Genomic DNA, 13,533 nt, shown 5'->3' on the forward strand with positions numbered 1-13,533 from the left:
ACCTCCCTCCGGCTCGTCGGCGTGCGAGAAATCTACTACGAGGGCCGGGAATCCCGAAGCCGCGGTGTGCGGGTTGGCGCCCAGTCCGGCGGGGGTCCCCGGTCGCTCAGGTGCGCAGGAATTTCAGGACGGCGAGGACGCGGCGGTGGTCGGTGTCGGTGTGTGGCAGGTCAAGTTTGGCGAGGATGCTGCTGACGTACTTCTCGACCGCGCTGTGGCTGACTTTCAGGGCGTTGACGATGCCACTGTTGGAGCGGCCCTCGGCCATCAGCCGCAGCACTTCCGCCTCGCGGGGGGTGAGGCGGTCGAGGGGGTCGTTGCGGCGGCGCACGAGGAGCTGGGCGATGACCTCGGGGTCGAGCACGGTGCCGCCGGCGGCGACCCGCCGCAGGGCGTCGAGGAAGTCGGACACGTGGGCGACGCGGTCTTTGAGCAGGTATCCGACGCCGCTGGTCTGGACGGACAGCAGGTCGGTGGCGTAACGCTCCTCGACGTACTGGGACAGCACCAGGACGGCGACCGTCGGGTACTGGTGGCGGATGACGAGGGCGGCGCGGATGCCTTCGTCGGTGTGGGTGGGTGGCATCCGCACGTCGATGAGGGCCAGGTCGGGGCGGTGCTCGGCGACCGCGTGCAGGAGTTGCTCGGCGTCGGGTACGGCGGCGACGATGTCGAAGCCGCCGTCGGCGAGCAGTTTGGTCAGGCCCGCCCGGAGCAGGACCGAGTCTTCGGCGATCACGATACGCACGGCAGCTCCACGGTGATTGTCGTCGGCCCGCCGGCGGGGCTGTGCAGGGTGAAGGTTCCATCGACGGAAGCGGCGCGCTGGGCGAGCCCGCGCAGCCCGGTGCCGTCCGCCGGGCGGCCACGGGCGGTGTCGAGGGTGGCGCCGCCCCGGCCGTCGTCGGTGACGACGACGCGGAGCCGGCCGGCGATGCGTTCGACGGTGACCTCGGCGCGGGTGGCGTGGGCGTGTTTGGCGGTGTTGGTGAGGGCCTCGGAGACGACGAAGTAGGCGATCGCCTCGATGACCGGTGAGCAGCGCGACGGCACGGCGACGGTCAGCCGTACCGGTAGCGGCGCGCGGGCCGTGATCCCGGACAGGGCCGCGTCGAGGCCCCGGTCGTTGAGCACGGCCGGGTGCAGGCCGCGGACGAACTCGCGGAGCTCGGCGAGGGCCTGGGTGGCTTCGTCGTGGGCGGCCTCGATGGCCTGCCGGGCGGGTTCCGGCGTGTCGGTGAGGTTGGCGCGGGCCATGCCCAGGTTCATCGCGAGCGAGACCAGCCGCTGTTGGGCGCCGTCGTGCAGGTCACGTTCGATGCGGCGGCGTTCGGCGTCGGTGGCGGCGAGGATGTCGGCCCGGCTGCGCGACAGCGTCGCCACCCGCACGGACAGCTTCTCGCTGCGGCTCGGGCCGAGCAGCGCCCGGGCCACCGCCGTGTCGACGCGGGCCGCGCCCCGCGCCACCCACGGGGCGGCGAGCAGCGCGGCCGGCGCGAGAACTGTCAGCGCCACGGTGCGGTCCCATACGCCGGCGAGCTCCAGGGGAAGGACCAGCCAGAAGGCCGCCACCGAGGCGGCCCCGAGCGCACCGGTGAACAGCGCCGACACGTGGTAGGCGACCTGCCGCCACGTGCCGGCCGTGCCCAGCTCGCGGAGCAACCGAGGTAGCCGCGGGTCGCCGTGGCGCGGCGGCGGCGGAATCTCGACGCCGAGCAACACCCGAAAGCGCAGGCGTTGCAGCGCGGTCAGGGCCCGCACGGTCATCAGCAGCGGCACCGGCACGACCACGGCGAGCATCACGAGCGCGGTGGTCACCATCCAGTCATCGCCGGGCGCGTAGAGCAGGCTCCATCCCGCGCTATAGGCGAGACCGACCGGCAGGGCGCAGGTGAGCGCGAAGGTCGCCACGCCGAGCGGCAGCCCCACGAGGACGTGGCTGGTGGCGCGCCAACTACGCGCCGACCATAGGGCACTCAGCACTGCGCCGGCTCTTGTCGAGATCACGTCGATCAAGGTAGCCACCCCACCACCCCGCGGACATGAGGGCCGCCTCCTCCCCGGGGTGAGGAAAACCGCACCCTCCACCGGCTGCAGGCCCCACCGACAACGCGTCCCGGTCCCGGCAGGGTGATCACCAACCACCCCGGTCGGCTCGACCGACCCGAAAGGAAGCCGCCATGCCGAAGAACTCCGCACGCCCCCTGCGACGTCGCAGCCTGCTGCTCACGGCAGCCGCGCTGAGCTCCGGTCTCGGGTTCGCCGCTGCGGCGACGCCCGTCGCCGCAGCGACGAGCCGTCCTCATCGCCCGCCGGTCGGGGGATTCGTCCTTCCGGCACCCACCGGTGCCGAACAGCTCGGTACCGTCTCGCTGCACCTGGTCGACACCGCCCGCACCGATCCGTGGGTGTCCACTCACCCGACCCGCGAGATCATGGCGCAGATCTGGTATCCGGCGAAGAACACCCGCGGCTACCCGGCGGCGCCGTGGCTGTCGCCCGGTGCGGTGCCGTACCTCGCCGAAGCGCAAAACCTACCCGCCGCCGCCGTGCGGGCAACCACCACACATGGCCGGCAGGGCGCGCCGGTTGACCGGAAAAAGGGAGGCCGGCCGGTCGTGCTCTACTCACCCGGCCTCAGTGGCGACCGTGGCACCAGCACAGCCCTCGTCGAGGACCTGACCAGCCACGGGTACATCGTGGTCACCATCGACCACACCCACGAGGCGAGCGAGGTCGAGTTCCCGGGCGGCCGGGTCGAGGTCGCCACCCTCCCGGATGAAATCGACGATCAATTCATCGCCAAGGCCACCGCGGTCCGCGAAGCCGACACCCGGTTCGTCCTCGACCAGCTGGCCGCCATCAACGCCGGCCGCAACCCCGACGCCGCGAACCGGCCGCTCCCACAGGGACTGCACGGCGCCTTCGACCTGAACCGCGTCGGCATGTTCGGCCACTCGCTCGGCGGCAGCACCACCGCCGCCACGATGCACGACGACCCACGCATCAAGGCCGGCGTCAACCTGGACGGAACCCTCGTCAGCGGCAGCGCCACCGCGGGCACCGACCGGCCCTTCCTGCTGCTGAGCAGCGACCACGGCCCGGGCGCCGAAGACCCCACCTGGAACACGTTCTGGGCGAACCAGAAGGGCTGGAAGCACCAACTGAAACTGGACGGCTCGGGCCACGGATCGTTCAACGACGGTCAAGTCTTCTTCCCGCAGGCCACCCCGCCGTACGGCATGCCCCCCGAGGATATGGCCGGGCTGCTCGGCACCATCGAACCGCGACGTTCGGTCACCGTCCAGCGCGCGTACCTGCGGGCCTTCTTCGACCAGCACCTGCAGAACCGGGACAGCCGGCTGCTGTGTGCCCCGCATCCGCGATACCCGGAGATCCAGTTCGTCCGGTGACGCCGAGCCGGCCCGGTCGCTACCTGGTGGGCCACCGGGCCGACCATGCCGGACGGGATGCGCCTCACGGCGTTCCTTGCGTCTCGCTGGTTTGGGCCATCAGTGAGCATCGGTGCGGATCGGCAGAATGGCGCTAGCGACGATGTTGAAGAGGTGATTCGCGCGGGATGCGAGCGCGGGTTGATCACCGGTCCACGCGAGCATGGTTATCAGCGCGAACAGGTCGTCGCCATCGATATCATTCCGGGCCCCGCCTGTGGCTTGAGCCCGGGCGAGGAGCCGGGCGCCGGCTGCGCGCATGGTGACGCACGAGGTGTGTAGTGCGGATTCGGGGTCCTCGGTAGCGGCCGCCATCAGTGCCGTCACCCCTCGGTACTCGGTTGCCCAGGCAACGCAGTCGCGAACCCATGAGACGAGAGCGTCTTCGACCGCATGCGAGGTCTCAAGCTCGCTCGCTTTGGCTGTCAGGTCGCCGAAGCTCTGGTGGAGCAGAGCCTCTAGCAGTGTTTCCCGCGTCGGGAAGTGCCGCAGTAGCGTCGCGAGCCCGACGTTGGCTCTGCGCGCGATGTCGCGCATCGACACGTCGATGCCCTGCTCGGCGATGGTGGTGCGCGCGACGGCGAGCAGGTGGTCGCGGTTTCTCTTGGCGTCGGCTCGCATCGGTCTCCTCACTTGACGAAACGGTTCACTGGTCCATATATTCGGACCAGTGAACCGTTTATGTGGTTCACTGAACCGGATTAGCGTATCCCGCGCCGCGAGCAGGAGGAAGACAGTGCCGACCCATACGATGAAGGCGATCCGGCTGCACGAGTTCGGCGGCCCCGAGGTGCTGCGTTACGAGGAGGCTGCAGTTCCCGAACCGGCGCCGGGTGAGGTGCTCGTCCGCGTGCACGCGGTCAGTCTCAACCCGCCCGACTGGTACGTACGCGAGGGCATGCTTGGCATTCCTCCCGAGCTCAGGCCCCCGTTCGACCTGCCCCTGATTCCGGGGACCGACATCTCGGGTGTCGTGGAAGCCGTCGCCGACGATGTCCATGACTTCGCGGCCGGGGACGAGGTGATGGGCCTGCTGCGCTTTCCCGTCCCGACGCAGGCCGGCGCGTACGCCGAGTACGTCACCACGCCGGCATCCGACCTCGCCCCCAAGCCGACCGCCGTTGACCACACGTACGCTGCCGGGCTGCCTATGTCGGGGCTGACGGCGTGGCAATACCTGATCGAGGTCGGGCACGACCATCCCTCTCCGTTCCAGGAGGCCAGGCACCGCCCCCTGGCACTGGGCAGCGACACCACCGTGCTCATCAACGGAGCCGGCGGTGGCGTGGGTCACCTTGCCCTGCAGTTGGCCAAGTGGAAAGGGGCCCGTGTCATCGCCGTGGCCTCCGGCGCCCACGAGACATTCCTTCGCGACCTCGGCGCCGACGAGTACATCGACTACACCAAGCAGCGCCCCGAGGACGTCGTCCGAGACGTCGACCTCGTCCTGGACGCCGTCGGAGGTCCCACCAGCCGGCGCTTCCTGCCCACCCTCAAGCGCGGCGGTGCCCTGTACCCGGTGTACTCCGGGGAGTTCGATGACGAGGAGAACGCGAAACTGGGCGTCACCGTCACCGGAACACAAGTTCGTGCGAACGGTGCACAACTCGCCGAACTGGCGCGCCTGCTCGACGCGGGCACGATCCGCGTCGCGATCGACAGCACGTTCGCGCTCGCGGACGCCGCAGCAGCACACAAGCGCGCCGCCCAGGGGCACATCCAAGGCAAGATCGTTCTCACGGTCCCTTAGGGCCCGGCCGTATTTTCCAAACCAAAACAACGCTAAGGAAGTGATCTAGGCCCGGACCTGGAGCAACCGCCAAGGACCGCTGGCTGCCGGAAGGTCACTTCACGATTTCCCGCACTCTCGGTATGTGGGACGCGGGAGCAGTGACAGCTGCCCGGCTATTTGAGCCGGTCGAGATGGCGCCCTGAATCCGGGCGGCCAGCTCGGGGTCGATCGGATCGAGGACGCAGGCGGGTCAGGGGCGCACGATCGCCGGGCTGCCGTCGCTGGCCCGTTGCGCGTGTTCGGTCTGAGCTTCTTCGACCGCCTCGGGGTAGGCCTGGGCCTTCTCGTGGGCGGCGAGCGCGCGGTAGATGCTGGCGACGCTCGGGTTGCGGCCTTTGCGTTTGCCGGTCGGGATGACCAGGTCCGGTTGGATCTGCTCGACGGTCTCGCCGGCGGCCCGTCGACGCAGCACGGTGTGCAGCATGTCCTCGGTGATCACCGGGGGCCGGCCGCCGTGCTTGCTGTCAGTTTCCGAGGTCGTCTGCACGGTTGACCGAGGTCGACTGCACTACGCACTCCCGGGCGGCAGTTGTTGATCATGTCCGGAAATCACTCGATTCTCAGACAGAGTCCTCGGTGGCGGCAGGCCGCTCGGCCTGGCTGGGCATGCACCAGTGGGGGCCGACGGTCCAGCCGAGGAACCGGCGTGCGTTGTGGCCGTCGACGGTGCCGTGGCTGGTGAACCGCCCGCCGCCGACGACGTGCGCCAGCCCGTCCACGGCGGGGGCAAAGCGGTGCCGAATACCGGCGCGGGTGACGTGTTCCTGCAGGCGAGTGACGGCGGCGCGCTGCGTCTGCTCATCGCACAGGCTCAGGAAGAACACCGCCTGACGCCACGCGTACGCAGTATTTTTGATCATCTGTAGAGCGGCGTGGTGGTCAGGGCAGGGCTGGGCCTGACGGCGTACCACCCAGTCGAGGGTGCGTTCGGCGAGGTCGGGCGCGATTTGGCGGGCCTGTTCGCCGAGGTCGAGTGCCTCGATCAGGGTTGCCAGGTTGTGCGTGGTGATTATCTGGCTCTGCTCGAGTACGGTGCCGTTGCCGGCGGCCCAGTTTCCGCCGTCGTTGGCGGTCTGGGCTTCCTTGGCGCGTTCGGTGCACAGAGCGGCGAAGTCCGCGGCGGTCTGCTTGCCCCAGCGGCGGACCAGGTTGGCACCGGGGCGCTGCTGGGACCAGAACGCGGCCTCGGGGAGGTCGTAGTAGCGGGCGTACAGGGTTCCGGCGAGGGCGCGGCTGGCGATCTCGGCGGCGTCGCGCCACTTGGTGGTGAAGGTGCCCATGAAGATGTCGGCGGCGACTTCTTCGACCAGCGGGATGCGTAGACCCGCCTGGGTGGCCAGTGCGCCGATCTCCCGTACCAGCGGGTTCGGCAGGATCGCGTGGGGAAACGCGGTGAAGGCCAGCAGGGTGCCCTGCCGCAGCGTCTGCTGGGCAGCGCGTGTCACCTGGTCCCGGTCGGTGCGCAGGGGCGCGAGGACTGCCATCCAGGGCAGTTCGTCGAACTGGACCTGGTGCTGCAGGTTCAGCAGCAGCAGGCTGCGGCGGCGGCGGAAAGCCGCGTATGTGTGGGCGTAGACGGTGGCCAGGGCGGGGTCGGCAAGGTTCGCGGCGAGCAGCTGGGAGGTGATCTGCGGCAGCACCCGGGCGAGGACCTCACCGGAGGTGATCACGCCTCGGGTGATCAAGTCCGAGATCGGTGCTTCCAGCGCTCGCATCGTCTTGGCGATCAGGTGGTGCGGGATCGGCGAGCCGGCGGGCACATCCGGCGCCTCGCCGTCGGCGACGTCTCCGGCGATCGGGTCGATGGCCGGTAGTCCGCCGTCGGGCGCGTAGCGGTCCAGGCGCCCGGCCAATACCTGGGCGAGGGTGGCGTAGGTCGGGTGCGTGACGCTCGCAGCCTGGATCGAGCGCAGCGCGGCGCGGGTCTCCGATCCCGGTGCGCCGTGGCGGGTGATGGTGTTGGCTAGCGCTCGGCGGACCCAGCCGACCTCACGCCCGGACAGCGCTCGGCTGTCCACGGGACAACGTTCCAGGGCCCGGTGCAGGCGGGCGAAGTTGCCCTTGGCGTGCCGGTGCGCGGTGGTGTCCCGGTGCTCACGGGCCGCCGCATCAGCGTCGGCAAGCCAGGCGCGGCGGCGCTCGGCCCAGTCAGCCGGCCACATCTGGCACGGCCAGCCGCCGACCACCCGAGCGTCGGCCTTGCCTGCGTCGTCGGCCAACGACGGCAGGTCACCGTCGACGGTGACGCACCACAGAGCCACGAGCCGGTCGTACAGCGGGTGCCACACCTGCATCGTCTCCCGCATGGCAGCAAGCTGTGCGGGAACCCTGGTGCGGCGGATGGCGGCGGCGACGGTGCCGACCGACTCCAGCCGCACCGTCGAGCCGGATGGTGCTGTGTTCGCCGTCAGGCGCGGTGTGAACCGTAGCCGGTGCATCAGCGGCCGCAGTTCGGCTACCAGGTCGAGGGCCTGCACGACCTGCCCCTGATCGAGCAGCCAGGTGACCACCAATAGGGCCGACTCCTCGGGCACCTCGACCCGATACTGCTCGGTGCGCAGGGCGTGCAGCAGCACCGTCTGGCCCTCATCGCCGAGGTACCACAGGTTCAGCCGTTCCCGGTTGGTGCTGCCCGGCGTGCCGGCCGGCAGTGACCGTAGCCGTTCCATCTCGTCTTCGCGCAGCGGCGACTCGGCCAGATAGCGGCCTGTCGCGAAGCCGCCGTGCGCCACCTCCAGGGTCACCCACGTCGGGGTGTCCGCCACCGGCGTACGCGAACCGACCGTAAGATGTCCAGAAGCGATTCCCGCGATCACCTGCTCCCACCGGGCGGCCTTGTCCCGGGCGCGGGCTCGCACCTGCGGGTCGGTCGCGTGGACCGCCGTGTCGAGGGCACGCTGTAGCTGCCCGAAGGAGTAGCCCGGGGAAGCCGTGAACCGATCCTCGGACGACACGCGACCTCCCTGACTACAGACGGACTTGGAGGCGGGACTCGAACCCGCGCCCTCCCGGTTAAGAGCCGGGTGATCTACCGCTGATCTACTCCAAGGTGACTTCTACCCTTCGACATGGAGGCGGGACTCGAACCCGCGCCCTCCCGGTCCGAAGCCGGGTGATCTACCGCTGATCTACTCCATGAGACGCCGACACCCTAGTCGCCATGGTCAACAGCCGCGACACGTATACCTCGATCACACCACGTCGCTGAACGAGCACGGATCCAACCGGGGCTGCAAAATCGTACGTGGGCATCAACCCGCGTCTCGGTTCAGGCTTGTCCCGCCTAGGCTTTCGTGCCGAACCGATCGATTCTCGGACACCGCGCTACAAAGTCATTCCTGGTGTGGGAGGACCATGACATTCATGCCGGGCCAGTGCGGGAGATGTTCCGCCCGAAGGCCGCTGTTGATCAGGCCCCGGCGCGTGCGTTCGTACCCCTCGGGGTGCGGTCCATCGAGCTGAGCTGGATGAGCAACTCGCGAGATGCGACCTCCCGGTGCACCGCCGACACAGAGCGCCGCTGCTTGGTCAGGTACCGGGTGCGCAGCACCTCCCGGATAATCGCCTCCACCACCTCGGGAAGGTGCTCCCGGCCCCGGCCGCCGCTGGACTGATCGGGGAGCATGTCCGAGACGACCCCCTCACCCTGCCGCCAACGGCGCAGCAGCACGTACACCTGGCGCCGGGACGAGCCGAGCTCGGCGGCGGCCGCATCCGCGCAACGGTGACCGACCTCATTCAGTCCGGCGAGACGGCCGATCACCTCAGCGCGGCGAACCGCGTGATCCCACGCCGCCGAAGACGCCGTCAACACGCCCCGCTCGGGCACCAGGTGCGCCTCGTCCACCGTCGATCCTCCCGTGCCGTGCACACAGGAGCACGAATAAAGATCGACGTTAGTGCATGCGAGTCCGATCAGACCAGAGGTCCGTACCCGACTGCACCGGCCCAGCAAGGACGACTCCCGACCGTGCAGTCGACCTCGGAAACCGACATCCGAAGCTGGATCGCCGAGTCGTTCTCACAATGGACCGTTTCTGCGAGAGTCATCGCAGCCGGCAGGCCCAAAGATCATCGCTAGCGTTACTTTTCGTTCCGATGTTCAAGGGCCGAGCGGGTCGGCGCCCACCTCCGGCTCGGCATCCAGGTCGAACCACTCCAGCCATGGGCGGCCGACCGCACCCGGCGGCAGGACCCAGGCGGCGCGGCTGACCACGCGGCCGTTCCGTAGCGCGATCCAGGTTCGGTCCGGCTGGTAGCCGCCGCCGGCGACTCCGGCGGTGTAGTCGGTTTTCCGGCACCTCGGGCAGCGGGTCGGGCATCGAGGTGAACAGGCTTTCCTCGCCCGCGACGAGCGAGCGGATGACCAGGCCGGTCATGGTGGTGATCCTCCGGCAGCGAGCGCCCCGGTCAGACCCGCGAAGACGCCGGGACGCGGGAAGGGCGCAGAACATCGGACATGGTGTTCTGACCTCCCTCCGGCTCGTCGGCGTGCGAGAAATCTACTACAAAGCCCGGGGCTCCCGAAGCTACGGCGAGCCGCAAGGCGCGCCAACCGCCGAGCGGATCACTCTCCGATTTCGGGTTGGGCGGCGGTGACGAGGCCGGTCTCGTAGGCCACGACGACGAGTTGGGCCCGGTCACGGGCGTTGAGTTTGGTAAGCAGACGGCCGACGTGGGATTTGACGGTAGCGAGGCTGAGGGTCAGGTGGGTGGCGACATCACTGTTGGACAATCCGCGGGCAATCAGCATCAGGATCTCGCGTTCGCGTTCGGTTACCCCGTCGAGCCGTCGGTGGAAGGTGCGGGACGGGCGGGGCTGAGCGCCGAACGCGGCGATGAGTCGCCGGGTGACGCTGGGCGCGAGAAGCGCCTCGCCGGCCGCGACCACCCGGATGGCGGTGACGAGATCGGCGGCGGTGGTGTCCTTGAGCAGGAATCCGCTGGCGCCGGCACGCAGCGCACCGTAGACGTATTCGTCCAGATCGAACGTGGTGAGGATCAGCACTCGCGTGTCGCCGTTTTGCTGGCAGATCTTCTCGGTGGCGTCGATGCCGGTCATGTCGGGCATGCTGATGTCCATCAGGACCACGTCGGGACGCTGCGCCAGCGCGAGCTCGACGGCTTCGCGGCCGGTACCGGCTTCACCGACCACGGCGAAGCCCGGGGTGGTGTCGAGCAAGATCCGGAAGCTGTCACGCAGGAGCGCCTGGTCCTCGGCGACCAGTACCCGGATCGGATCGGTCACGGCTGACCACCCTGGCCGGCGGTGCGGAACGGGATGCATGCGGTGACCGCGAATCCGCCGTCCGTGTGCGGCCCGGCGTGCAGGCTGCCGCCGTGGGCGGCGACCCGTTCGCGCATGCCGCGCAGTCCGTGCCCGGCTCCTGCTGATGCCACCGTGGCGGTGCCGTTGTCCACCACGCGCACGGTGACGGATTCCGTACCGGCCTCGACGTTGACCGTGCACCTGGTGGCCTGCGCGTGCCGGACGACGTTGGTCAGGGCTTCCTGGACTATGCGGTACACGACGAGGCGGACCGCAGGCGGCAGTGTGGTCTCGCTGGCGAGTGTCGTCTCGACCTGGACGCCGGCCTGTTCGGTGCGGCGGGCGAGCGTCTGCAGATCCTGGTCGCCATCCCTCGGTGTGGCGGGGTCTTGGTCCGCGCGGAGCAGTCCGACGGCGCGGCGCATTTCGATCAGCGCCTCCCGGCTGGCCGTTTCGATGACTTCCAGGGCCGTCAGGCTCTCCTCGGGCCGTACGGCGGCGACGTGGCGTGCGACGCTCGCCTTCATCGCGATCATGCTGAGGCTGTGGGCCACGATGTCGTGCATGTCGCGGGCAAGGCGCAGCCGCTCATCAGTCACCGCGCGGGCGGTCCGCGCTTCGAACACCTGCTCGGCGAGGTCTCTGCGGTGACGAACAAGCCAACCGATCATCCACGGAACCGCAACTGCCGGCAGGGCCACCAGCAGCGCGGCCGGCCGCCACAATCCCAGCCCGGCGGCGCCGCTGAGCCCTGCGGCCAGCGCCGGAACCGAGTGCGACGGCGGAAGAGTCGCCGCTGCCGCGTACTGGGTCAGCGCCACGGCGGCGCACAGCCACGGTGAGGCCTCAACGGGGATGACACCGCAGATCAGAATGCCACCGGATGCGGCTAACGCCACCACAGCGGCGGGCAGCGCCCACCGGCGACGGAGGGCGACCGGAGCGGCGACCGCGCACACCATCACCCACTGCCACCAGGTCGGATTCCTGGACTCCTGTGCGGCATAGCCACCCACCACCAGAACGGCCACGGCCGCCGCCGCATCGACAACCTGCCCCCGCGTCGTGATCACGCGGTTACGCTACCCAGCTCTCGCGCCGTTGCCATCGGACTCAGGGTGGTCATCCTCTGGTAGCAGAGGCACACCGCGGTTCAGCCCAGCGACGCAGCCGCGGATTGGTGCCGTGGCCGGATGCGATGGCGCTCGGCGCGGCGGCAGAGTCACAACATGCTCATCGCAGCAGTCGATCGGCTGCACACCACGGACCGAACATTCGTCTTCCCCGGAGCGTGGCTGGGCGGCGTGTCCCTCATCGCCGGGCCACTGCTTCTGCTGACCGGCACGCTGCTCCGACTCGGCGTCCCCTTCTTCTTCCCACACCAACTCGCCGCCTACCAGCGGCAACCTATGGTGATCACCACCGCCTACGGGCTGTTTCTGGCTGGCACCATCGCCCTATGGCCAGGTATCGTCGCGGTCGCCGTTCGGATCGGCGCCACCCGGCCCGTGTGGGCCCTCTGGGGCGGCACCCTGGTGATGTTCGGACTGTTCGCCCGCACCTTCCACTACGGCATCAACACCTTCGCCTTCTCCCTGGTCGACAGCACCGGGCTGAGCACCGCAACCGGAGCCGTCAGCGCCTACTACACCTATCCGGAATGGGTGGCGTCCAGCCTCACGATCGCCGTGATGCTCGGCTGGATCATCCTCGCAGCCGGCTGTTTCCTGTCCCGCACCCTGCGCCTGGCACCCGCGATCGCCTTGGCTCTGATGTCCGGCCTGATGGTCGGGGTCCTCAAGGGAAGCAGCTGGGCGTCGGCCGTGCAGGTCGCCGGGCTCACCGTGGCGTTCGTGCCCCTTGGCGTCGCGTACCTGCGCGGTGCCGACCGTCCGTCCCGGCGCACGGTCTTGCGCACGATGCCGCTGATCGTGCTGTTTCTCGCGGCTTCGCTCATCCTTGGGCAGCTCGGTTGACTGTTCCGGCGGTATCCGCGCATCCGGCGGCATAGCGCATGGACGCGGCAACGTCCCGACCGATCACCCCTGCTTATGGAAGCGCGCACAGAAGAACGGCCGGCTGTCTCGCTGTCCGCCGAGCCCAGCCGTTCGCAGCAGACCGCCATCGGCGCATCCGCGAAATCTCAGGAGAATCGCTCTGACAGAACCGTCAGTCATCGGCCGTAGTCCCGCCGAAGCGGCTGGCGAACAGGTGGGTGCCGTGGTTGTCGAGCTGCGCCACGATTCCACGCCGCTCCGGTCGAGGCAGGCAACTCCCCGAAATAATGGATTGTAATTATCAGTAATCCAGTAATTAGTGTGGCGCGCTAGAAACGGACAAATCGGAAGCGCACCATAATGTCAGTTCTGTTGTACGTCTAGTGGCCCGTCGGCCGGCTGGGAGAGCACGCTGCTGTCCTGGCTCCGCCTATCTGGCCCAGGCCGTGAATCTGGGCGCGTGGCTCCGGCTATCTGGCAAGCCAGCGGCTGCGGGGTGACGCAGAGGGCTGATGTAAGAGCACGCACGTGGCCGTCACCGAGTACGTCAGCGCCTTGGCCGACGCCGGCCGCCATCGCCGCCCGGCGCAGCGACTGGCCGCCCTCGATATCGCCGATCTGACCTTTACCGCCGAAGGCGTGCAGGTGGAAGTCCGCACCTCCAAGACCGACCGGGACTCCGACGGCCGCACCGTGTGCTTGCCTGAGTGGTCTTGTGAATTCTTGATCACTTCCTGTGCTGTCACGTTGCCGCTGCTCACATGCGGGGAAAGGATGGTCAGCGCGACGAGGGTCGTGCACACAATCTTGGGGGCATCGTGGCCGTAGGACTGCATGAAAGATCAACGGGTGAGTTGCCGGAACTGCCCCGCCGGGAGCCGTACCGGACCTGGCCCGGCGGGCTGATCGTGCTCGGAACCTGTCAAGTCAACTGAGACAGTTTGTTGATTTTGTTTAGCTTTCTGCTGCTGGCTGCATGGTCACCGGCGGGTCGGTGGACTGGTCCGCGTCGTGGTTGTCGGG

At 68.8% G+C, this 13,533-nt stretch carries 11 protein-coding genes, 2 tRNA genes and 1 pseudogene; 4 read left to right on the plus strand and 10 right to left on the minus strand.

The genetic code is table 11. From position 1 onward, the window contains the following. Nucleotides 1-106: 106 nt before the first annotated feature. Together AB0F72_RS32565 and AB0F72_RS32570 are read right to left on the minus strand one after the other, a co-directional pair. On the minus strand, nucleotides 107-748 hold the full coding sequence (locus tag AB0F72_RS32565; RefSeq protein WP_360439422.1) for a response regulator transcription factor: 642 nt from the start codon (nucleotides 746-748) through the stop codon (nucleotides 107-109). After that, on the minus strand, nucleotides 736-2,025 hold the full coding sequence (locus tag AB0F72_RS32570) for a histidine kinase (protein ID WP_360439425.1): 1,290 nt from the start codon (nucleotides 2,023-2,025) through the stop codon (nucleotides 736-738). The genes AB0F72_RS32565 and AB0F72_RS32570 overlap by 13 nt, the downstream gene beginning before the upstream one ends. Before the next feature lie 155 nt (nucleotides 2,026-2,180). Between AB0F72_RS32570 and AB0F72_RS32575 the strand changes: the two genes are divergently transcribed. Beyond that, nucleotides 2,181-3,413 carry a hydrolase gene (locus AB0F72_RS32575; RefSeq protein WP_360439428.1) on the plus strand — a complete coding sequence of 411 codons (1,233 nt, stop codon included), beginning with the start codon at nucleotides 2,181-2,183 and terminating at the stop codon, nucleotides 3,411-3,413. A 99-nt stretch (nucleotides 3,414-3,512) separates the two neighbouring features. Here the strand turns inward: AB0F72_RS32575 and AB0F72_RS32580 are convergent, their stop codons facing one another. Then, nucleotides 3,513-4,073 (minus strand): helix-turn-helix domain-containing protein, encoded by a 561-nt coding sequence (locus AB0F72_RS32580; RefSeq protein WP_360439431.1) that lies wholly within the window; start codon nucleotides 4,071-4,073, stop codon nucleotides 3,513-3,515. Nucleotides 4,074-4,188: 115 nt separating this feature from the next. Here AB0F72_RS32580 and AB0F72_RS32585 point away from each other — a divergent pair, with 115 nt between their 5' ends. After that, nucleotides 4,189-5,202, plus strand: a complete 1,014-nt coding sequence (locus tag AB0F72_RS32585) for an NADP-dependent oxidoreductase (protein ID WP_360439434.1) — start codon at nucleotides 4,189-4,191, stop codon at nucleotides 5,200-5,202. 232 nt (nucleotides 5,203-5,434) lie between these two features. Here the strand turns inward: AB0F72_RS32585 and AB0F72_RS32590 are convergent, their stop codons facing one another. The 7 genes and pseudogenes from AB0F72_RS32590 to AB0F72_RS32620 all read right to left on the minus strand — a co-directional run bounded on the left by AB0F72_RS32590 (nucleotide 5,435) and on the right by AB0F72_RS32620 (nucleotide 11,586). Beyond that, nucleotides 5,435-5,683, minus strand: a complete 249-nt coding sequence (locus tag AB0F72_RS32590; RefSeq protein ID WP_360439437.1) for a hypothetical protein — start codon at nucleotides 5,681-5,683, stop codon at nucleotides 5,435-5,437. Between the two features lie 121 nt (nucleotides 5,684-5,804). Then, nucleotides 5,805-8,198 (minus strand): hypothetical protein, encoded by a 2,394-nt coding sequence (locus AB0F72_RS32595; protein WP_360439440.1) that lies wholly within the window; start codon nucleotides 8,196-8,198, stop codon nucleotides 5,805-5,807. Nucleotides 8,199-8,221: 23 nt separating this feature from the next. Further along, a tRNA-Lys gene (locus AB0F72_RS32600) sits at nucleotides 8,222-8,293 on the minus strand. A 17-nt stretch (nucleotides 8,294-8,310) separates the two neighbouring features. After that, nucleotides 8,311-8,382, minus strand: a tRNA-Arg gene (locus AB0F72_RS32605). A gap of 346 nt (nucleotides 8,383-8,728) precedes the next feature. After that, nucleotides 8,729-9,076 (minus strand): annotated as a pseudogene (locus AB0F72_RS32610) (transposase); the annotation flags it as partial. A 735-nt stretch (nucleotides 9,077-9,811) separates the two neighbouring features. Then, nucleotides 9,812-10,492: a response regulator transcription factor gene (locus AB0F72_RS32615; protein WP_360439443.1), complete on the minus strand. Its 681-nt coding sequence runs from the start codon at nucleotides 10,490-10,492 to the stop codon at nucleotides 9,812-9,814. Then, complete coding sequence (locus AB0F72_RS32620; protein WP_360439446.1) at nucleotides 10,489-11,586, minus strand: sensor histidine kinase; 1,098 nt, start codon at nucleotides 11,584-11,586, stop codon at nucleotides 10,489-10,491. The genes AB0F72_RS32615 and AB0F72_RS32620 overlap by 4 nt, the downstream gene beginning before the upstream one ends. A gap of 231 nt (nucleotides 11,587-11,817) precedes the next feature. Here AB0F72_RS32620 and AB0F72_RS32625 point away from each other — a divergent pair, with 231 nt between their 5' ends. Further along, the gene (locus tag AB0F72_RS32625; protein WP_360439449.1) at nucleotides 11,818-12,489 is read left to right on the plus strand and encodes a hypothetical protein; all 672 of its coding nucleotides are present in this window, start codon (nucleotides 11,818-11,820) and stop codon (nucleotides 12,487-12,489) included. A 549-nt stretch (nucleotides 12,490-13,038) separates the two neighbouring features. Beyond that, complete coding sequence (locus tag AB0F72_RS32630) at nucleotides 13,039-13,338, plus strand: hypothetical protein (protein ID WP_360439452.1); 300 nt, start codon at nucleotides 13,039-13,041, stop codon at nucleotides 13,336-13,338. Nucleotides 13,339-13,533: the final 195 nt, after the last annotated feature.

The sequence above is a fragment of the Actinoplanes sp. NPDC023936 genome, assembly GCF_040639325.1.
Taxonomy (GTDB): Bacteria; Actinomycetota; Actinomycetes; order Mycobacteriales; family Micromonosporaceae; genus Actinoplanes.